Below are 19,145 nucleotides of genomic sequence, written 5' to 3' on the forward strand. Positions count from 1 at the left end.
CTACGTGCCGACGGCTGCACCCCAGCGTCCCGCTCACCGCCGGTCCCGGAACAGAAAAGTAGTCCGACTCTCAACACGCCGATACCGAATTCGAATGTCGACTCGACAGGCTCTCGTCGTCCCGCTCGGACTGCTTGTGCTCGTCAGCTCCAGCCTCGCCGTCGCCCCCGTGGGGGTGGCGGCAGCGCAGGACGACGTTTCGGTCGTCGTGACGCCGGCGTCCCAAGAGACGGACGTGGGGTCGACGACGACCTACGACCTCGTGGTCCGCGGCCTCGACGGCGGCGGGGTTGGCGCGGTCGACGTGACCGTCCGCGTCAACGGTTCGATTGCGTCCGTCGCTAACGCGTCGTTCGTTCCCGACCCCGGCCTGAACGAGGTCACGTACGACGACGAGCGTTCGCGAGTTCGCCTCTACGGCGCGCTCATCGACACGTCGCAGTCGGGGTCCGTCACTATCGCGACCGTCACCGTCGAAGGCAGCGCGAACGGGACGTCCCCAATCGGCGTGAACGTGACCGACGTCGGGAGCGAAGCGGGTGTCAGCTACCGAATCGACGCCGTCGAGAACGGGAGTCTCGCCGTCGGCGAGGTGAGTTCGAACGCCACGACGACCGCGGACGCAGATACGGCCGATGACAGTTCGTCGTCGCAAGACGGCGGCGGCGGTTCCGATGCCGACTCGGACGCTACAGGTGGCGAGTTGACCGTCTCGGCGATGGGTGGTTCCGGGACGGACGCGAACAACACGAGTTCGCCCGCGACGTCGTCGTCATCGACGGCGAGCGCAACGACGGACGGACAGGCCGAGACCGCACGAGCCACCACCGAGCGCTCGACGGACTCGACTGAGACGGCCGTTCCCGGCCCGTCGATACTCCTCACCGCCTGCTCGCTCCTCGCCGCCGTGCTGTGTTTCTGGGTGAGAACCCGCTCCGATTGACTGGCGAGCGCGGTGTCGCTCGCGACGCGCGTCACCGACGGTCGCACCTCACACCGCCCGCGTCCTGACCGGGCCCCACAAGCGATAGTTTAGTTATCCCGCCCCGTCCACGACCGTACATGGCAACGGCACGACGCGAGCGGTTCATCCGCGCCCAGCTCGCCTGGATGCTCGGCGCGACCCTCGTCTTGGTCCTCCTCGACTCGCTTTCGTACGAGCTGGTCTTCGTCGTGTCTCTCATCGGTTTCCTCGTCGTCGTCGAACTCACCGCGCCGGTCGCAGTGACGCCCGCGTGGCGGCGACGGCTCCTGTGGCTCATCGGCGGCGGCCTCGTCGCCTTCGGCTACATCGTGGTCAGACGCATCCTCGACATCCTCCCGCCGGGGGTGTTCTGAGTGCGCGTCGGCTCCCGCGAGGTCGGCTACCCGCATCTCTTGGCCGCGGCGCTCCTCGTCACGATGCTCCTCGGCGTCGGCGTCGGCGCGAGTACCTCGTCGTCCACCTACGGCGCGTTCAACGCCGCGTGGGACGGCGGTTCCGGCATCCGCGGGGTCGCATCGGACGCGGGTGCCGAGACCGAAGTCGTCTACAACACCACCGAGTACGGCGAGGTCGACCCCGCGGGCACCGTCGCGTTCGTCATCTCGCCGGAGCGGGGCTACACCGACGCCGAGGCCGACCGCATCGAGGCGTTCGTCCGGGCCGGCGGGACCGTCGTCGTCGCCGACGACTTCAGGCCCCACGGCAACGACCTGCTCGGCCGACTGGGCGCGTCGGCGCGCATCAATCAGACGCCGCTCCGCGACGACCGCCACCAGTACAAATCCGGCGCGCTCCCGGTGGCGACGCGCGTCGCCGCGGACCCGCTGACCCGCGACGTGACGCAACTCACGCTGAACCACCCGGCGACGGTGACCGAAAACGAAAGCACCGTCCTCGTCCGCTCGTCGAACTTCTCGTATCTCGACCGCGACGACGACGGCGAACTCGACGAGAGCGAGACGCTCCGTTCGCACCCCGTCGTGACCACGGAGCGCCTCGGCGCGGGCGACGTGGTCGTCGTGAGCGACCCGAGCGTCTTCATCAACGCGATGCTCGAACGGCCGGACAACCGGGCGTTCGCCGAGGCGCTCGTCGCCGACCGGCCGACCGTCGTGTTGGACTTCTCGCACGCCGAGGAGCGCCCGCCGCTGCAGGTCGCGCTCCGGGCGCTCCGGGGCTCCGGCGGACTCCAACTCCTGTTCGGCGGCTTCGTCGTCGGCGCGGTCGCGCTCGTCGCCCGCCGCGGCCGGCGCACGTAGTCTGTCGCCGCGACCGCGGTCGTCCGGCGCTGTCGGCCTACTCGTCTGGCCCGCTCGCTCGCCGGGGCACCGAGACCGCAGTTATATGTGGTCGCCGTCCTGAGTGTCTCGTATATGAGTGCTCCCGAAGAGGTCTACGAGGCCATCCTGGACGAGACGTCGCAACTCCTCGTCGGGAACGAAGACGCGATAGAGGCGCTCACCATCGCGTTGCTGACGAACGGGCACGTCCTCCTCGAAGGGGTTCCTGGCGTGGCCAAGACGACCATCGCCAACCTGTTCGCCCACGCCGCGAACCTCGACTACCAGCGGATTCAGATGACGCCCGACGTGCTACCGGCGGACATCACGGGCACCCACATCTACCGCGAGAACCTCGGCGAGTTCGAACTCCAGCGGGGGCCGGTCTTCTCGAACGTCGTCCTCGCCGACGAGATAAACCGGGCGACGCCGAAGACGCAGTCCGCGCTCCTCGAAGCGATGGAAGAGGGACAGGTGACCATCGAGGGCGAGACGCTCAAACTCCCCTATCCGTTCATGGTCGTCGCCACGCAGAACCCCATCGAGTACGAGGGGACGTTCAACCTCCCGGAGGCCCAGCGCGACCGCTTCCAGTTCAAGGTCGTCGTCGAAATCCCGGAGCGGGCCGACGAGCGGGAGATTCTCGAACGCTTCGACCGCTCGCCGTCGCTCAAGCCCTCGGACATCTCGAACGTCATCGACGACGCCGACATCGGGGAGGCCCGACAGGTCGTCACGGACGTGCACGTCGACGACAAGGTGTTCGACTACATCCTCGACCTCGTCGGCGCGACGCGGACGCACGCCGCGGTCGACTTCGGCGCGTCGCCCCGCGCGTCGCTTGCGTTCCTCCGGGCCGGCAAGGCCGCCGCGGCGATTCGCGGCCGCGACTACGTGATTCCGGACGACGTGAAGCGGCTCGCGCCCATCATCATGTCGCACCGCCTCGTCCTCGGGACCGAGGCGGACATCAGCGGACGCGACCCGCGGGAGGTCGTCGAGGAGGTCGTCGACACCGTTCCGACGCCCGAAGTCGACCTCAACGAGTCGGCGACGCCCTCCGTCGCCGGCGACGACGACTGAGGACGGTCGGCTACCGCTCGTCGGCTTCTGTTTCTGTTTCCGCTTCTGCTTCTTCGCTCTCACCCTCGACCTCCGACGCCGCGCCCGCGGACGACTCGACTTCCTCGTCGTCTTCGACGTCCCACCGGCAGGTGACGGCGAAGTCCATCTCCTCGCCGGCGGCGACCTCGGCGACGACCGGCGCGTCGAGACCGCGGGCGACGGCGACGGCGACGAACGACGCGACGGGCGTGTCGAACGTCTCGGCCGACCCGAACCGGCAGTCCTCCACGCGGACCGTCAGGCGACCGTCGTCGGCGTCAGCCTCGGCGGTCGCGGTCTCGGCGAGTTCGAACAGTTCCACGAGGGCGTCGGTCGCCTGTCGGGCGAGCGTCTCGGGGTCGCCGCCGAGCGGGCCGTCGAGGCTCCGCTCGAACTCGTCGAACAGGCCGCCGCCGCTGGGGTTGAACGCGACGCCGCGCGCCAGTTCGTCGTCGCTGACGACGAAGGTGTCGCGGAGCGCCTCGGCGTCGGGAAGCGCGTAGCCGCGGTGCTCCGGGACGAACAGCCGAACGGCGTCGCGGTCGGCGTCGGGGACGTAGACCATCGTGTCCTGCAGGCCGAGTTCGTCGACGACGGCGGCGTGGTTGCTCGCGTGCGCGCCGAACACGGACGAGCCGACGCCGACAGGGATGAACCGCTCGGGGCTGAGATACCGCGTCACCGCGGCGGCGAACAGCCCGATAGCGCCGAGGACGACGAGCGTCTCCCGGACGGGCGGAAAGACCGCACCGCCGAGGAGGCCGGCGACGCCCAGCGCGGCCAGCGCGGTCGCGGTCTGTCGGTACCGACCCCTTCGAAGCGCCTCGTAGCGCTGTCTGAGTCGGGCGTTCTCGCGCCGGAGGTCGGCGACTTCGGCGCGGTCTGGGGTCGCCTCGTCGGTGTCGCCCCGGCCGGCGTCGCCGTCGCCTCGGCTCGCGGCCGAAACGACGGCGCGGGTCTCGCCGTTCGCCAACTCACGGTCGGGTCGGTCCGAGGGACTGTCCGCGCTCATCGCTCCGCCCCCGCGTCCGGCGCGCTCACGAGGCCGAGCGCGACGCGCTCGTAGCGGTGAAGCCCGTAGGCGACCGCCGCCGCGAGGACGACGGCGACCAGCGCGGCCTGCCACGCCCACCGGAACGACGTCCAGAGCGCCCACGCCACCCCGAGCGCGAGGACGTACCCCGCCGCCAGCCGAGCGAGTCGCGACCGGTTCGGCGGCCACGCGCACGCCGCGCTCGCGAGGAGCGGGAACGCCGCGAGCTGCGCGCCACCGAGCGCGACGAGGCTCGCGTCTCCGAAGAGCGAGACGGCGGTCAGTTGGGCGACGACGAACGCGAGCGGCCCCGTCGTCGCCGCCGCGACGGCGAGGACGAGGACGCCGGCGGCGACGCCCCACAGCCCGCTCGTCAGCCCCGCCACGAGCGTGACACAGAGGACGCCGACCACGTCCATCGGGGTGAGTTCGTTCGCGTCCAACACGGTTCGAATCGTCCGTTCGCTCTGGTTCACAGGTGTCTCCATCGGTGTTCACTCCGCTGTGGTGGCGCGGTCCGCAGCCAGGTTCATCGCGCTCTTCGGGGCGACTTCGTAGGCGGTGACGTTCGGGAGCCGTTCGAGGCGCTTTCGGAACTCCTCGAAGGCGATGACCCCGGCAGTGTCGCCCGCGCCCCCGGCGGCGTCGTCGAAGAACGTCGTCGGCGTGAGGAAGACGCTCGTCTGGCTGCTCCGCTTGGACGCGACGACGACCGCCTCGTAGGTCTCGACTCTCGCCGAGTCGTCGGTGATGAGCACGAGGTGGTCCTGCCGGTCGGACCGCGAGCACGCGGACTTCACCGCGTCGAAAATCGGTCGGTCGCTGACCCGCGAGACGTAGCTCTCGCCGTCGCTGAGGTACGGGCGGAGCGTCGACGCGAACGCCGAGTCGTCGCCGTCGAGGAGGCGACTCCGCTTGCGGGCGTCTTCGGGGGCGACCGGCCGAGACGTGCCGACCGGACGACGCGAACGCCGAGTCGGCTCTATCGAGAGCAGCCGCCGCCGAATCGTCTGGTAGGCGTTCGAGGACGACGAGGGGCCGAACTCCCACGTCGTCCCGGCGTCGCCGACGAACTGCGCCGAGACGGGGTCGCCGTGGGAGTCGGCGGCGTCGATGAGGCCGAGCGCGACCTCGCGAGCGTACGAGAGCATCGTTCGCCCGGTCGGACCGCGGTTCATGTTCGAACCGCAGTCGACCACGAGCGACAGCAGGTAGTCGGACTCGGACTCGAACTCGCGGATGTACGGGTGGTCCATGCGCGCGGTGGTCTTCCAGTCGATCTGCGACAGCGTGTCGCCGGGGAGGTACTGCCGCGTCTCGTGGGGGACGAGCCCCGGCCCGGTCTGGTCGCTGGAGTGGTCGCCGAAGGACGCGCCGACCAGTTCGCCGCCGCGACCGACGTGGATGCCGTCGGGGGCCGGCGATTCGACCAGACAGCGGGCGGCGGCGTCGAGCGTCAGCGTCTCGGTGAAGAAGCCGGCGCGGTCCTCGATGTCGACTTCGACCTCGTCGAACGCGATTCGCCCGGCGACGGGGAACTCGATACTGCACGTGACCGACCCGGCGGTCTCGCCGGGGTCGAACGCGACCGTCCGGCGCGCGCGCTCCGGCGCGTTCACGCTCGGCGGCGCGACGAGTTCGACCTCGACTGGCGCGTCGACGGCCTCGGACAGCGACGCCGTCAGCGTCACCGCGGCGCGGTCGTCGACGTACACCGACGTCGGCTCGACCGAGACGCTCGCCGAGAGGTCGCGGTCGACCGAGCGCATCGTCCCGACGGCGTCGACCTGCGCGACGACGAGCCACGCGGCGAGGCCGCAGGCTGCGAAAAGCGGCGTCGGCTCGTCGAGGACGACCGCGTAGACGGCGAGGAAGCAGGCGACGCCTGCGAGCGCGGCCCACCGACGGGTCGGAAGCATCGTGGGTTCGATTCGTGCCGCCCAAGTTGAATGTTTGTGTTGGCGCGCGCGACGGTCGGCCGCGCGGACCCCGCCGACCCGCGGCGTGCTCGGTGCGTCGGTCAGGCGTTAAACCCTCCGTTAACACGGCGCAGTCTGCGACTCCCGGGGCTCCTGCTCCCGCCGGGAGTCAGCCGAATGCCAAAACCCATTATGTCCCCCCGTCTGGCTACGGATAGTGCGTGGTGAATCGGGCCGCCCGGTGCGGTTGCTCTGGACGATGTTGGTCGTCGGCTGTCTCGTCGCGACAGCGCCGGTAGCGGCGGTCTCTGCGGGAGCGGTCGCCGACGCGTCCGCCCCGAGCGCGGACGCGCCGGCGTCTCTCGGGGGAGCCGACCGAGTCTCGGCGCTCGGGCCGGCCCCGGGTCCGCTGCAGCAGACCGCGAACGCGACGAACAACAGCACCGGCGTCATCCACGAGAACCCCGACGAGGTCGACGACGAGAACGAACTCGACCGATTGCTGTCGTACCTCTCGGGCGAACTCAACGGCGACATCGGCGCGAGCACCCTGCGGCTCAGTCAGGGCGAGTACGCCGCCGCGAAGGCGGCGCTCGGCGACGACTACGACGACTCGCTCGGCAAGTACGTCGACGTCGAGGGCGAGGTCGGCGGCGACGGCGCGGGCGAGGAGTACCGGACCGTCAGCGAGACCCAGCGGGGGTACGTCGACACCGTCAGCGAGTTCCGCGAGACGCGCCGCGAGTACGAGGCGGCGAGGCGGGCCGGAAACGACGAACGAGCCCGCGAGCTCGCCCGCAACCTGACGCGCCTCGCCGAGAACGGCGAGGCGCAGTCCGACCGGCTGTTGACGGCGTTCGACGTCATCTCGAACCGGACCGACGGCGACTTAGCCGAGAGCAGCGCCCAACTCGCGGCGGTGCAGGCGAACATCTCCGAACAGCGCGACGAAATCGTCTCCCGCGAGTTCGTCGCCACTCGCCTCGCCGTCGGCGACTACGACCGGAACATCTCCTTTACCGACCCGCTCGTGCTCTCCGGGTCGCTCGTCACCGACAACGGCACGCCGGTCGAGACGGGGAGCGCCCGCTTCGCGGTCGGCGGGCAGACGGTCCAGTCGGCGGTCGACCCCGACGGCTCGTTCGAACTGACCTACCGGCCGACGCGGATTCCGGTCAGCACCGAGTCGCTGACGGTCCGCTACCTCCCGGACGACGCGTCGATGTATCAGGCGACAGAGCGGGTCGTTCCCGTCGCCGTCTCGCGGGTGAACGCGACCGCGAGGCTGTCCGAGCCGTCCGCGTCGGCCTACGGCTACGCCGACGCCGTCTCGGTTCGCGCGACGGTCCGGGTGAACGGGACGCCGGTGTCGAACTACCCGGTCTCGGCGAGCTTCGCCGGGTCGTCGGCGACCGCGCCGGCGACGAACGCGAGCGGCGCGTCGGCCGTCTCGGCGACCGTCCCCGCGACCGCGACGGGAACGGCGTCGATTCGCGTCGCCCCCGGCGGCGACGGCAGGGCGGTCACGTTCGTCCCGGCGACGGTCGCGGTCCCGCTCGAAACCGAGGGAACGGCGCTCGGCGTGACCGCCCGCGAGACCGCGAACGAGTCGGTCGTCGTCGACGGCCGACTCGAAACCGACGAGGGCGAGGCCGTGAGCGGCCAGTCGGTCGCGGTCAGCGTCGACGGGCGCGAGGTCGCCGCGGCGACGACCGGCGCGTCGGGCGCGTACCGGGCCGCGGTCGACCTCCCGAGCGATGCGAGCGTCGAGAACGCGACCGTCTCGGTCGCCTTCGACGGCGAGGGGACGAACCTCGAACCGTCCGACGCGACGGCGAGCATTCGCCTCTCGAACGCCCCCGACGGGGACGGGGCCGGAAACGGCGCGTCCGGCGGGCTCCCGTTCGACCCGCTCGACCTCGCGTGGGTCGTCGCCGGGACCGCGGTCGTCGGCCTCGTCGCCGCCGTGCTCCTTCGCCGGAACGACGCCGACGACGCCGCGGCGGCGACGGTCGCCGAGTCGGCCGCGACAGAGAGCGACGAACCGGCCGAGCCGGAGCCGGCGGCGACCGAGGCTTCGGCGCTGGATTCGGCGGCCGACGCGCTCGACGAGGGCCGACCCAACGACGCGGTCGTCGTGGCTTACGCGGGCGTCCGCCGGGCGCTCGGGGCCGCCGCCGGCATCGACGACGCCGCGACCCACTGGGAGTTCTGCGACCGGTGTGTCGACGCCGGCGTCGCGCCCGCGGAGGCGCTCGAGTCGCTCACCGCGGGCTACGAGCGCGCGGCCTACAGCGGACTCTCGGTGAGCGACGCGGACGCCGCCGAGCTGGTCGAGACGGCCCGCTCTGTCGTCGCCCCGGACGAGACCGGCCTGCCCGAGTCGTCCGACTCGGGCGACGCTGCGGACGCGTCAGAGCCGGTCGGCCCGGTCGAGTAGTGCGGCCGCGGCCCCCGACGGCTGACAAATGATTTTTGTGCTCGTGTTTCCCACTTCGGGTAGATGTCGCAGCGCCAAGACTGGCGGTTGTTCCTCCCCGAGCCCCTCCGCACCCTCCCCGCCGACCTCGCGGTCGTCGTCGCGGGGGTCGCGCTCACGCTCGTCGCGACGCTCACGCCCGGGCTTGAGGGAACACCGCTGCGAGTCGTCGTCGGCCTGCCGTTCGTGCTTTTCATCCCCGGCTACGCCCTCATCGCGGCGCTGTTCCCCGAGCGCGGCCCGCCGATAGACGCCCCCGAGGACCACGACCGGATGGCGGGTATCGACGGTATCGAGCGGGTCGCGCTCTCGTTCGGGACGAGCATCGCGGTCGTTCCCCTGCTCGGGCTCGTCCTCAACTTCACCCCGTGGGGAATTCGCCTCGTGCCCATCCTCGTCGCCGTGAGCGGCTTCACGCTCGTCGCGACGACGTTCGCGGCGGCCCGGCGGTCGGCGCTTCCCGAAGAAGAACGGCTGGTGGTCCCGTACAAGCGCTGGTTCGCCGCCGCGCGCGACGAGCTATTCAACCCGGCGTCGCAGACCGACGCGATGCTGAACGTCGTCCTCGTGGTGAGCGTGGTCCTCGCGACCGCCAGCGTCGGCTACGCGGTGGCGGTGCCGAAAGACGGCGAGTCGTTCACCGAACTGTACCTCCTGACCGAAGACGGAAACGACGAACTCACCGCCGACAACTACCCGGAAGAACTCGTCCGCGGCGAGCCGGCGTCGCTCGTCCTCGGCGTCGGCAACCAGGAACACCGAACGGTGAACTACACCGTCGTCGCGGTGCTCCAGCGCGTCGAGGTGTCGAACAACTCGACGACCGTACTGGAATCGGAGCGGCTCCGGACGTTCACGCCCCGGCTCGAACACAACGAGACGTGGCACGAGCCACACGAGGTTCGCCCGACGATGACGGGCGAGCGCCTACGGCTGACGTACCTCCTCTACGAGGGCGCGCCGCCGGCGTCGCCGACCGTGGACAACGCCTACCGCGAGGTCCACCTCTGGGTGACAGTTCGCGAGGCGTGACGTCGGGCCACGACCGCCGTCGGGCGACGCAGTATGCTTCGTCGATATCTCTCAGTTATCGCCCGAATCCTGTGAGAAATCCGGCGTCTATCGTGTAACTCGTTTGTGTTCTAGTTTTATCACCTCTGATAATTCATAAGTAATGTTTAGGGTACTGCACGCTAAGGTCCGGGTAGCGAGGTCACAATGCCAGATTCTGGAAGTACGGTTTCCCGCCGCGGCGGCCGAGGTCCGAAGATAGAGCGTATCGCGGACCGGTACGGTCTCGATGGCCTCGGTGACGACCTCGTCGACGCGTGGCTCGGCGAGGGTCGCGAGCGACGGAGCCTCCGTGAACTCGAAGGCGACGTGAACAAGCGACTCATCCGGGCCGCGCTGGACCAGGCCGGCGCGCACGTCCTCGACGGGGAGGCGGAGAACTTCTACCGACTCCTGACCAGCGACGACGTGACCGCGGGGAGCCGCACCGACGCGCGGAACACGCTCCGCGAGCGCGGCGTCGACATCGACCAGTTGGAGTCGGACATCATCTCCTACCAGTCGGTGTATAACTACCTTAAGCGACACCGAAACGTCGAACGTGAAGACGACGAAGACGGGCAGAGCGCGACCGAGTCGGGACTCGCGACGATTCGGAAGCTCCGGTCCCGACTTCGGACGGTGACTATCGATGTTATCGACCGTTTAGTGAAGGCCGAAGCGGTCTTCATCGGCACCTACGAGGTCGAAGTAGACATCCGCGTCACCTGCACAGACTGTGACACTCGAATGACTCCGACGACGCTCCTCAACTCCGGGCACTGCGACTGCGGACACGAGAGAGACGAGTAGCGGTTCGGGCTCACCAACACACCACATCCGAAACATGAACGATTCAGAGGCACTTCAGACGGCGACTGTCCGTATACGAAACATCGGTGGTATCGACGAACGAACCGTCGGGCTCGAACCCGGCGTCACCGTTCTGACCGGGCGCAACGCGACGAACCGAACGTCATTCCTGCGCGCGCTTATGGGCGCGTTCGGGAGCGACGCGGCCAGTCTCAAGGGCGACGCCGACGAGGGGTCGGTCGAACTCGAACTCGACGGCCGGACCTACACCCGCGTCTTCTCCCGCGAGAACGGCGGTGTCACGACCGACGGCACGCCGTACCTCCGAGATACGACGACCGCGGACCGCTTTGCGTTCCTCCTCGGGTCGAACGAGGCGCGCCGGGCCGTCGTCGCGGAGCGCGACCTCCGCGACGTCATCATGGCTCCGGTCGACACCGACGCCATCGAGGCCGAAATCGAGCGCCTCCAGACCCGACGAACGCAGGTGGAAACGCAACTCGACTCGCTCGACTCGCTCGAGGCCGACCGCCGGTCGCTCGAAGCGAAGCGCGACGACCTCGAAGCCGAAATCGAGAACCTCGAAGCCGAGCGCGACGACCTCGAAGCCGAAATCGAGGCCGAAGACCGGACGGTCGAGGCGCAACGCGAGAACCAGGCCGCGTTAGACGAGGTGCTTTCCGACCTGCAGTCGGCGCGGTCGGACCTCGAAACGGTCCGCTTCCGCCTCCAGAGCGAGCGCGAGAGCGTCGAATCGCTCCGCGAGGAGCGCTCCGAACTCCAGTCGGAACTCGATTCGTTCGAGGCCGACGAGGTCGACCGCGGCGAGGCGAACGAGCGTATCGAGTCGATTCGGTCGCGCATCGAGTCGCTCAACTCGACGATTTCGGAGCTTCAGACCGTCGTCCAGTACACGGAGGACGTGCTCGAAGGCAAGGCCGACCTCGTCGAGGACTCGCTGGGCGCGGTCGGCGGCGGCTCGGTGACGGACCAACTCGTCTCCTCGGAGACGATTACGTGCTGGACCTGCGGCACCGAGGTCGACCGCGACCAGATTCGGGGGACGACCGACCGCCTCCGCGAGGTCAGAGACGAACAGCGCGAGGAACGCGCCGAACTCCGCCGCGAACTCGACGAACTCGAACGCTCGATGCGGGCGGCGGAACAGGCCCAGCGCGACCGCCGGAAGCTCCGGGATAAACTCCAGCGCCTCGAAGACGAACTCGACCGCCGGACCGGACAGATCGACTCGCTGACCGACCAGCGCGAGGAGCTCGCCGAACGGGTCGAAGCGCTCGAAGCCGACGCGTCGGACCTCCGCGGCCAGGCCGAAGGGGACCTCATCGAACTCCACAAGGAGCTCAACGAGGTCGAGTTCACGCTCGACCGGACGCGCGACGACCTCGCGTCGGTCCACGACGACCTCGACGCGCTCGACGACCGGTTCGACGAGCGCGAGGAACTCGAACTCGAACGCGAGCGGGTGACCGAGGAACTCGAGGATGCGCGAACCCGAATTCGGTCGCTGACGACCGCGGCCGTCGAGGCGTTCAACGAGGAGATGGAGACGGTCCTCGACCTCCTCGGCTACGACAACATCGAGCGCGTCTGGCTGGAGCAGGTCGAACGCCGGGTCCGAGAGGGCCGCCGCAAGGTCGAAAAGACCCAGTTCGAACTCCACATCGTCCGCGCGTCCGACTCCGGGGCGGTGTACGAGGACTCCATCGACCACCTCAGCGAGAGCGAGCGCGAGGTCGTCGGGCTCGTGTTCGCCCTCGCGGGCTACCTCGTCCACGAGGTGTACGAGGAGGTCCCGTTCATGCTGCTCGACTCTGTCGAGGCCATCGACGCCGAGCGCATCGCCGCGCTGGTCGACCACTTCGAGCAGTATCCGACGTTCCTCGTCGCGGCCCTCCTCCCCGAGGACGCGCAGGCCCTCGACGAGTCGTACCGGCGCGTCACGTGGGGGACCGACGTGGCACCCGCGGCCTGACCGGACCGGTCCGCACGGTGTCGGGACGACGGTCGCGTGGTCACGTTTCCGTCTGCTCTGTTCCCGTCTGCTCTGTTCCCGTCTGCTCCGTTTCTGTCTGCTCTGTTCCCGTCCGCTCCGATTCCGTCCGCTCCGCTCCCGTCTGTTCTGTTCTCTACCTCTTTTTCCCCTCTCGAATTGACTCGACGTTCCGATAACTCCCCTCTCCCACTGCTGTTTAGCGGTCAACTCTTGCCCAGAGTATTGCACTACAACAACACTATCAGTGCGACATACCGTTAGTACGCAAGAAATATAACACGTCAAACCAACGTATCTGACGGACGATACTGGGGGGACGAAACCATCATCACATCTGACACGCAGCTACGAGACGAGTTCGAACCGACACGGGTTTGGTACGACTGCGAGCGTACCGAGCCGGTCTCTGAGGCGGTGACCGCGGCCGTGAACCAACACACGCGCCGCGACCCGACGGAGCTACCGCCGCTCACAGAGCACGTAGACACCGACGCCCTCGACGCCCTGTTCGGCCGCGACACGCCCGGTGCCCCGCGCGTGACGGGTGCGTCGCTCGAGTTCGACTACGCCGACTTCGTCGTCACCGTCGAGTCCGTCGGTCGTATCGAAGTCCGCGACGCGGGACGGTAATCGGCCGGGCCGTTCGGCACCGACTGGGGATGGTTCGACCGTTGCCGAACGGACCGCGCCGCCCGCGCCGCCCCGACGCGATTGATGTGGTATTGAAGCCGTTTGGAACGTCAGTCCGAGGGAGGCGTTTCGACGTTTCATCTATTTAATTGGTTGAGATTTTTCACACGATATACTTGTAGTTTATTTGCATCACTGACTCCGATAACGGGGGTCCGGCCTTCAGGTCCCGTCCGCGACGTACCTTTTTGTCTCGTGGACGCCGACAAGGGGTATGGAACTCGAATTGCGCTTCTTCGCGACGTTTCGGGAGGTGGTGGGCCAGAAGTCCATCTACTGGCGGGTCGACGACGACGCGACCGTCGGGGACGTCCTCGAGTCGCTGGAAGCGGAGTACGACGGCCTCGCCGGCCGACTCATCGAAGACGGCGAGGTCAAGCCGCACGTGAACGTGCTGAAAAACGGGCGCGAGGTGGTCCACCTCGAGGGGATGGCCACGACGCTCGACGACGGGGACGCCGTGAGCGTCTTCCCGCCAGTCGCGGGGGGCTGACGTGGCGCGCCGACAGCGAGCGTTCCGCGGTATCTCGCCCCGACTCGCGATTCAGTACCTCGAAGGGCTCGGCGGCGAGGCCGACGGCGACGGCCGCGTGGTCGGTCCCGACTGGACCGTCGACATCGAGACCGAGGAGGTCACGATAACGAGCAGTATCCAACTCACCGAGGTGCAACTCGCGTTCGAGGGCGACGAGGAGACGCTCGACGACCTCGTCGAGCGGTTCGCCCGCAAGGCGATGCGCGCGGGGGGATGACCGTGGGAGCCGACGGCGACCGGCGGCCGGGGCGCGAACGGCTCAGCGAGCGCCTCGCGCCGGACGGCGAGGACGGCTCGCCCCGCGGCGGTGCCATCGACGGCACGGCCATCATGCTCGCGGCCGCGAAGGCGAGCGTCCCCGCCAGCAGCCTCCCGCTGTTGCTCGACCGAGCGCAGGCGTACCTCGACGGTCGGGCGAGCGAGTACGCACAGGGGTTCGAATGCGTCCACGAGGACGACGAGACGGCGGTGTTTCTCGTCCCGCTGGGCCACTGGGACACGAAGGGGCTCGACCTCGAGTTCTCGCACCGCGAGGTCGACGCGGTCCGCCGGGCGCACGCCGAACACCTCCGGCGCGTCGGCGCGGACGCCGACCGCCGCGACGAGTTCGAGACGGCGCTCGAAATCCGCGAGGTCGCCGTCGTCAGGCGGTAGACCGAAGAGCCGGCAAACCGCCCGACGATAGACGGCTATTTCGGGGGCGGCGACCTGCTACCGACAGATGCCAACCGTTTCCTCCGACCTCCTCGACGGCGTCCGGGCCGCGGGGCCGCTCCAACTCGGTATCGCGCCGTTCGGCCTCGTCGCCGGCGTCGCGGCCGTCGAACAGGGGCTTTCGGTCGCGCACGCCCTCGGCTTCTCCAGTCTCGTCTTCGCCGGCGCGTCGCAGCTCGCGATGATAGAACTCCTCGGCGCGGACGCGCCGCTGGCCATCGTCGTCGGCACGGCCGTCGTCATCAACCTCCGGACGATGATGTACTCGGCCTCTATCGCGCCCTACTTCCGCGACCTGACCGCCCGGGCGAAGGCGCTCGCGTCGTACCTCCTGACCGACCAGGCCTACGCGGTCTCTATCGCCCGCTACGGCCGCGACGGCGAGACCGACCGCTTCGCGTACTACGTCGGCGCGGGCGCGTCGCTGTGGCTCGTCTGGCAGGTGACGACCGTCGCCGGCGCGCTCCTTGGCTCCGGCCTCCCGCCGGAGTGGGGCTTCGACTTCGCCGCGCCGCTGGTCTTTCTCGCCCTGCTCGTCCCCACGCTGAAGGACCGCGCGTCTGGCGCGTCGTGTCTGGTCGGCGGCCTCGTCGCCACCGGCGTCGTCGTCGCGGGCGTCCCCTTCCACCTCGACATCATCGTCGCGGCCGTCGTCGGCGTCCTCGCCGGCCTCGGCGTCGAATCCCTCGGAGGCGACGCCTGAATGCCGACCGGCTACGACTCGGCGACCGTCTGGCTCGTCATCGCCCTCGCGGGCGTCCTCACGTTCGCCATCCGCGGCTCCTTCATCTACCTGTTCGGCCGCATCGACGACGTGCCGCCGACGGTCGAATCGGCGCTGGAGTACGTCCCCGCGGCGGTGTTCGCGGCGCTCGTCTTCCCCGCGCTCCTCGCCCCGTCCGGCGACCTCGCGGTCTCCGTCGGCAACGACAAACTCGTCGCCGGCGCGCTGGCCGCGCTCGCCGCGTGGTACACCGAACGCGTGCTCGCCACCATCCTCGTCGGCATGGGCGCGCTCTGGGTCCTCCGGTTCGTCGTCTGAGCCGCCGTCAGCCTCGCTCGTCTGACCTGGCGCCTCCCCCAAGATACTCGTTTCGCGGGCGACCACGGTCGCACGCATGCCCTCCCCACCTCCGCGTCTCTACTCGCTCCCCCGCGACGAGGGTCGCGCCCTTCTCCCGACCGGGTTCGCCGCCGGCGTCGCCGCGTTCGTCGTCGGCACGCTCGCGGTCGCCGGCTGGCTCGCCCTCACCACCGGCGGCTCGTTTTCCACGCTCGACGCCGCGACCGAGATGACCGCCGGGAAGCCCGTCCCGTCCGCGTTCGTCCCCGTCTGGACGTTCGGCGGCGCGATGGGCCTGCCCGTTCGACTCATCGAGACGACCGGCCCCGGTCGCGCGGTCGTCCTCCGAAACCTCGTCGACGGGTTCGACGGCGCGGCCGACTCGTGGTACTGGCTTGGCGCACTGCCGCCCGCCTGCGTCTTCCTCGCGGGCATCGTCACAGCGCGCCTCGCGGCGTGGTCCCGACGCCCCGCAGAGGGATTCGTCACGGGGACCTCGGTCGCGCTCGGCTTCGCCGCCACCGTCGCCGTCGCCGCGGTCGTCGCTCGTGTCGGCCTCGGTGACGTGCCCCCGAACGCGGACGGGTTCGTCCGCATCGGTTCGACCGGGTTCCACCCGACCGACCTCGACGGCGACTCGGTCGGACTCCCGCTTTGGGGGGCGTTCTCTGGACTTGTGTTCGGCGTCGTCTTCGGCGGCCTCGGCGGGGCGGTGGCGTCGCTCTCCCCGTTCCGATAGTCGGTGTTGGCTCCCAGAAGATATTCACCGCCCTGACGACGTGGAACACCCATGTCCCGGCGGCTCGTCGTCTCGGCCTTCGCGCTCCTCGTCGCCGTCTCGCTCGTCGGCGCGCCGGTGACGATGGCCGACTGGTCGGAGCAGGTGTCCCTCTCGGCGTCGAAAATCGACGCGTCGCAGGTCCGAGACGAGACGCCCGTGCTTCGGTACGACGAACTCGACGCCGACGCGAAAGACGCGGTTCGGCGGGCCATCGAGTCACCAGACGGGTCGCACGTCGTCTACGGCGACGAGGACTGGCCGGACCGCTTTTTCTACAGCGACTACGCGGCCCCGGGACAGGGGTTGTACGCCGTCGTCTACGAGGGCGACTACTACCGGCTCTACACCTTCGCCGCCGGCGGATTCCCGGTGATTTACTGGGTGTACGAACTCCCGTTCGTCGCCTACGGCCTCGCGCTCGGACGCGTGGGGGCGCGAGCGTACCGCGGGGAGGGCTCGGTTCGGCTCGCTGCCGGCGCGGCGGTCGTCGGTGCCGCGTTCCACCTCGCCGGGCCAGTCTTCGACTTCCCGGTCGTCTCGCCGACGGCGTTCATCGGACTCGGCGTCGTCGCCGCCGCGGCGCTCGTCGGGGGACTCGTCGCTACTGCGGTTCGCAATCGGTCGAAAAATGCGTGATTCGGGTGGGTATCGGCCGCGACCGGGTCGGACCGGGTGGTCGTTCCAGTCGGCGGCTCAGTCGTCGGCGGGCGCGGGCGAGTCGCCGCGGGAGACGCCCGTGCCGGGGCCGATGTCGATGCCGAGTTCGTCGAGGCGCTCGTCGGGGACGACGCCGTCGACCCACTGGCGGCGGGCGTAGTACTCGTCTTTCATCTCGTCGAGCTCGCACAGTTGGCCCTCGGACGCGCCCTGTCCGGGCATCGCCTCGTCGCCCTCGACGAAGCGTCCCGGCAGCGAGTCGTCGGCGCCGTCGAAGCCGACGAGGTTGTTGTAGTACCGCTCTAACGTGTAGATGCGGTCGCCGGTTTCGAGCAGTTCCTCTTCGGTCACGTCGCGGCCGGTCATGCCGTTGTACTGCAGGACGTACTCCTCGATGCCCTCCGCGAACGCGTTGAACTTGCAGATGTCGAACGAGTCCGAGATGGCGTGCATGTCCTGGAACAGCGCCACGAGTTCGCCCTTCCCGCGCCACTCGTGGGGGTCGTGTTTCTCCGGGATGCCGAGAATCTCGGCGGACGGCGTGTAGCCGCGGAGGTGGCACGCGCCGCGGTTCGAGGTGGCGTAGCCGATGCCCATGCCTTTCATGCAGCGGGGGTCGTACGCCGGGATGGTCTGGCCCTTGACGGCAAGCGAGTTGTCGTGGGCGTCGAAGCGCTCGGCGAGGCCGTTCGCGCCCTCGGCGAGCGCGTCGGCGAGGTCGCCGTCGCGGTTCGCGACCTCGGTGATGAGGTCGATCATGCGCTCGGTGTCGCCCCAGTCGAGCTGTTCGCTCAGTCCGTCGAGCTTGCCCTGCTCGGACATCTCCATCGCCATCGCCATCATGTTGCCCATCTCGATGGTGTCGACGCCCATGTCGTTACACCGGTCGATCATGACGGCGATTTCGTCGCGCTCGGTGTGTCCGGAGTTCGGGCCCAGCGCGTAGGCGGACTCGTACTCGTAGGACTCGCCGCGGACGTTCATCTCCTCGCCTTTGTGCATCACCGACACCTCGACTTCCTTCTTACAGGCGACGGGACAGGAGTGACAGGTCGGCTCGTCGACGAGGATGTTCTCGCGGACGTTCTCGCCGGAGACGCGCTCGGAGTCGATGTCGACGCCCTCGGCGTCTCGCATCGCCGCGGTCGAGGTGTACTTCCCGTTTTTCGTCGGGAGGCCGTCGAGCTCCTCGCCCGCGTTCATCAGGACGTTCGTCCCGTACAGCGACAGGCCGCCCTCGTTGGGCGCGGTGACCTCGGACTCGCGGATGAGTTGCATCGCCTGCTGGTAGCCCTGCTTGAACGTGTCGGCGTCGGCGGGCTTCGGCATCCGGGTGCCGGACTTCACGACGATTGCCTTGAGGTTCTTCGAACCCATGACCGCGCCCGTGCCGCCGCGGCCGGACGCGCGGTCGTCCTCGTTGACGATGCAGCCGTACTTGACCTCGTTTTCGCCGCCGGGGCCGATAGCCATTATCGAGAGGTTCTTGCCGAGGCTCCCATCGACTTCGGCTTCGAGTTCGGAGATAGTGTCGTGGACGCCCCAGCCCCAGATTTCACGGGCGTCGCGAAGTGTCACTTCACCGTCTTCGACGATGGCGTAGACCGGGTGCTCGGCTTTCCCTTCGAACAGCAGGCCGTCGAAGCCGGACCACTTGAGTCGCGCGCCGCTCCAGCCGCCGTGGTGCGAGTCGGTGACGGTCCCCGTGAGCGGGGATTTCGTCACGACCGCGATGCGACCGCTCATCACCGTCTGCGTGCCGGTGAGCGGGCCGGTCATGAACGCGAGGAGGTTGTCCGGTCCGAGCGGGTCCACGTCCGGTCCCTGGTCGAAGACGTACTTCACGCCGAGGCCGCGGGCCCCGATGTACTTCCGCGCGTCCTCGTCGTCGATTCCCTCGTACGCGATGTCGCCGGATGACAGGTCCACCCGAGCGACCCTGTCGTGATAACCACCGAGTTCAGTCATTGTAATCCTCGTTGATTATATACGGTCGCTGTCGGGTTAGTGATTCCCACCTCTATGTAA

20 protein-coding genes are annotated in these 19,145 nt (G+C 68.9%); 16 read left to right on the forward strand and 4 right to left on the reverse strand.

Annotated elements, in window-relative coordinates; genetic code table 11:
- Positions 1–94 precede the first annotated feature (94 nt).
- From ABY42_RS10800 to ABY42_RS10815, 4 genes are all read left to right on the forward strand, one after another.
- The gene (locus tag ABY42_RS10800) at positions 95–943 is read left to right on the forward strand and encodes a hypothetical protein (protein WP_050459480.1); all 849 of its coding nucleotides are present in this window, start codon (positions 95–97) and stop codon (positions 941–943) included.
- A gap of 119 nt (positions 944–1,062) precedes the next feature.
- Positions 1,063–1,338 (forward strand): hypothetical protein, encoded by a 276-nt coding sequence (locus tag ABY42_RS10805; protein ID WP_004042058.1) that lies wholly within the window; start codon positions 1,063–1,065, stop codon positions 1,336–1,338.
- Entirely contained in the window at positions 1,339–2,244 is a 906-nt protein-coding gene (locus ABY42_RS10810; RefSeq protein WP_050459481.1) for a DUF4350 domain-containing protein, read from the forward strand.
- Positions 2,245–2,358: 114 nt separating this feature from the next.
- Complete coding sequence (locus tag ABY42_RS10815; protein ID WP_049905119.1) at positions 2,359–3,348, forward strand: AAA family ATPase; 990 nt, start codon at positions 2,359–2,361, stop codon at positions 3,346–3,348.
- Between the two features lie 10 nt (positions 3,349–3,358).
- On the opposite strand, the gene ABY42_RS10820 is transcribed toward ABY42_RS10815, so the two are convergent.
- From ABY42_RS10820 to ABY42_RS10830, 3 genes are read right to left on the reverse strand one after another with little or no spacing between them, the layout of a single operon-like run.
- Positions 3,359–4,381 (reverse strand): hypothetical protein, encoded by a 1,023-nt coding sequence (locus ABY42_RS10820; protein ID WP_050459482.1) that lies wholly within the window; start codon positions 4,379–4,381, stop codon positions 3,359–3,361.
- Positions 4,378–4,878 carry a hypothetical protein gene (locus ABY42_RS10825; protein WP_004975696.1) on the reverse strand — a complete coding sequence of 167 codons (501 nt, stop codon included), beginning with the start codon at positions 4,876–4,878 and terminating at the stop codon, positions 4,378–4,380. The genes ABY42_RS10820 and ABY42_RS10825 overlap by 4 nt, the downstream gene beginning before the upstream one ends.
- Before the next feature lie 18 nt (positions 4,879–4,896).
- Positions 4,897–6,321, reverse strand: a complete 1,425-nt coding sequence (locus ABY42_RS10830; protein WP_050459483.1) for a DUF58 domain-containing protein — start codon at positions 6,319–6,321, stop codon at positions 4,897–4,899.
- Positions 6,322–6,580: 259 nt separating this feature from the next.
- Between ABY42_RS10830 and ABY42_RS10835 the strand changes: the two genes are divergently transcribed.
- The 12 genes from ABY42_RS10835 to ABY42_RS10890 all read left to right on the forward strand — a co-directional run bounded on the left by ABY42_RS10835 (position 6,581) and on the right by ABY42_RS10890 (position 17,096).
- Positions 6,581–8,761 carry a DUF4129 domain-containing protein gene (locus tag ABY42_RS10835; protein WP_050459932.1) on the forward strand — a complete coding sequence of 727 codons (2,181 nt, stop codon included), beginning with the start codon at positions 6,581–6,583 and terminating at the stop codon, positions 8,759–8,761.
- A 63-nt stretch (positions 8,762–8,824) separates the two neighbouring features.
- The gene (locus ABY42_RS10840; RefSeq protein ID WP_050459484.1) at positions 8,825–9,832 is read left to right on the forward strand and encodes a DUF1616 domain-containing protein; all 1,008 of its coding nucleotides are present in this window, start codon (positions 8,825–8,827) and stop codon (positions 9,830–9,832) included.
- Between the two features lie 186 nt (positions 9,833–10,018).
- Positions 10,019–10,663: a rod-determining factor RdfA gene (rdfA, locus tag ABY42_RS10845; protein WP_050459485.1), complete on the forward strand. Its 645-nt coding sequence runs from the start codon at positions 10,019–10,021 to the stop codon at positions 10,661–10,663.
- Positions 10,664–10,697: 34 nt separating this feature from the next.
- Positions 10,698–12,656 carry an archaea-specific SMC-related protein gene (locus tag ABY42_RS10850; protein ID WP_050459486.1) on the forward strand — a complete coding sequence of 653 codons (1,959 nt, stop codon included), beginning with the start codon at positions 10,698–10,700 and terminating at the stop codon, positions 12,654–12,656.
- A 348-nt stretch (positions 12,657–13,004) separates the two neighbouring features.
- Positions 13,005–13,307, forward strand: a complete 303-nt coding sequence (locus ABY42_RS10855) for a HalOD1 output domain-containing protein (RefSeq protein WP_197092933.1) — start codon at positions 13,005–13,007, stop codon at positions 13,305–13,307.
- A 274-nt stretch (positions 13,308–13,581) separates the two neighbouring features.
- The gene (gene samp3, locus ABY42_RS10860; RefSeq protein ID WP_004975684.1) at positions 13,582–13,860 is read left to right on the forward strand and encodes a ubiquitin-like modifier protein SAMP3; all 279 of its coding nucleotides are present in this window, start codon (positions 13,582–13,584) and stop codon (positions 13,858–13,860) included.
- 1 nt (position 13,861) lies between these two features.
- Positions 13,862–14,119, forward strand: coding sequence for a hypothetical protein (locus ABY42_RS10865; protein WP_004975681.1), 258 nt, complete (start codon positions 13,862–13,864; stop codon positions 14,117–14,119).
- Positions 14,116–14,556, forward strand: coding sequence for a hypothetical protein (locus tag ABY42_RS10870; protein WP_050459487.1), 441 nt, complete (start codon positions 14,116–14,118; stop codon positions 14,554–14,556). Before ABY42_RS10865 ends, ABY42_RS10870 begins: the two co-directional genes overlap by 4 nt.
- A gap of 67 nt (positions 14,557–14,623) precedes the next feature.
- Positions 14,624–15,319, forward strand: a complete 696-nt coding sequence (locus ABY42_RS10875) for an AzlC family ABC transporter permease (RefSeq protein ID WP_050459488.1) — start codon at positions 14,624–14,626, stop codon at positions 15,317–15,319.
- Positions 15,320–15,658 (forward strand): AzlD domain-containing protein, encoded by a 339-nt coding sequence (locus tag ABY42_RS10880; RefSeq protein WP_004975674.1) that lies wholly within the window; start codon positions 15,320–15,322, stop codon positions 15,656–15,658. It begins immediately after the preceding gene.
- A gap of 76 nt (positions 15,659–15,734) precedes the next feature.
- The gene (locus ABY42_RS10885) at positions 15,735–16,418 is read left to right on the forward strand and encodes a hypothetical protein (RefSeq protein ID WP_050459489.1); all 684 of its coding nucleotides are present in this window, start codon (positions 15,735–15,737) and stop codon (positions 16,416–16,418) included.
- A gap of 51 nt (positions 16,419–16,469) precedes the next feature.
- Positions 16,470–17,096 (forward strand): hypothetical protein, encoded by a 627-nt coding sequence (locus ABY42_RS10890; protein WP_004975670.1) that lies wholly within the window; start codon positions 16,470–16,472, stop codon positions 17,094–17,096.
- A 57-nt stretch (positions 17,097–17,153) separates the two neighbouring features.
- Here the strand turns inward: ABY42_RS10890 and ABY42_RS10895 are convergent, their stop codons facing one another.
- Positions 17,154–19,085 carry an aldehyde ferredoxin oxidoreductase family protein gene (locus ABY42_RS10895; RefSeq protein ID WP_050459490.1) on the reverse strand — a complete coding sequence of 644 codons (1,932 nt, stop codon included), beginning with the start codon at positions 19,083–19,085 and terminating at the stop codon, positions 17,154–17,156.
- Between the last annotated feature and the right edge of the window lie 60 nt (positions 19,086–19,145).

This window comes from Haloferax gibbonsii (assembly GCF_001190965.1).
GTDB classification, from domain to species: Archaea; Halobacteriota; Halobacteria; order Halobacteriales; family Haloferacaceae; genus Haloferax; species Haloferax gibbonsii.

Excerpts from the sequence above, each read along its gene's own strand:
- ABY42_RS10815 (WP_049905119.1), top strand. The coding sequence starts at position 2,359 with ATGAGTGCTCCCGAAGAGGTCTACGAGGCCATCCTGGACGAGACGTCG.
- ABY42_RS10800 (WP_050459480.1), top strand. The coding sequence starts at position 95 with ATGTCGACTCGACAGGCTCTCGTCGTCCCGCTCGGACTGCTTGTGCTC.
- ABY42_RS10835 (WP_050459932.1), top strand. The coding sequence starts at position 6,581 with ATGTTGGTCGTCGGCTGTCTCGTCGCGACAGCGCCGGTAGCGGCGGTC.
- ABY42_RS10875 (WP_050459488.1), top strand. The coding sequence starts at position 14,624 with ATGCCAACCGTTTCCTCCGACCTCCTCGACGGCGTCCGGGCCGCGGGG.
- ABY42_RS10840 (WP_050459484.1), top strand. The coding sequence starts at position 8,825 with ATGTCGCAGCGCCAAGACTGGCGGTTGTTCCTCCCCGAGCCCCTCCGC.
- ABY42_RS10890 (WP_004975670.1), top strand. The coding sequence starts at position 16,470 with ATGTCCCGGCGGCTCGTCGTCTCGGCCTTCGCGCTCCTCGTCGCCGTC.
- ABY42_RS10820 (WP_050459482.1), bottom strand. The coding sequence starts at position 4,381 with ATGAGCGCGGACAGTCCCTCGGACCGACCCGACCGTGAGTTGGCGAAC.
- ABY42_RS10850 (WP_050459486.1), top strand. The coding sequence starts at position 10,698 with ATGAACGATTCAGAGGCACTTCAGACGGCGACTGTCCGTATACGAAAC.
- ABY42_RS10880 (WP_004975674.1), top strand. The coding sequence starts at position 15,320 with ATGCCGACCGGCTACGACTCGGCGACCGTCTGGCTCGTCATCGCCCTC.
- ABY42_RS10805 (WP_004042058.1), top strand. The coding sequence starts at position 1,063 with ATGGCAACGGCACGACGCGAGCGGTTCATCCGCGCCCAGCTCGCCTGG.
- rdfA (WP_050459485.1), top strand. The coding sequence starts at position 10,019 with ATGCCAGATTCTGGAAGTACGGTTTCCCGCCGCGGCGGCCGAGGTCCG.
- ABY42_RS10895 (WP_050459490.1), bottom strand. The coding sequence starts at position 19,085 with ATGACTGAACTCGGTGGTTATCACGACAGGGTCGCTCGGGTGGACCTG.
- ABY42_RS10830 (WP_050459483.1), bottom strand. The coding sequence starts at position 6,321 with ATGCTTCCGACCCGTCGGTGGGCCGCGCTCGCAGGCGTCGCCTGCTTC.
- ABY42_RS10870 (WP_050459487.1), top strand. The coding sequence starts at position 14,116 with ATGACCGTGGGAGCCGACGGCGACCGGCGGCCGGGGCGCGAACGGCTC.
- samp3 (WP_004975684.1), top strand. The coding sequence starts at position 13,582 with ATGGAACTCGAATTGCGCTTCTTCGCGACGTTTCGGGAGGTGGTGGGC.
- ABY42_RS10885 (WP_050459489.1), top strand. The coding sequence starts at position 15,735 with ATGCCCTCCCCACCTCCGCGTCTCTACTCGCTCCCCCGCGACGAGGGT.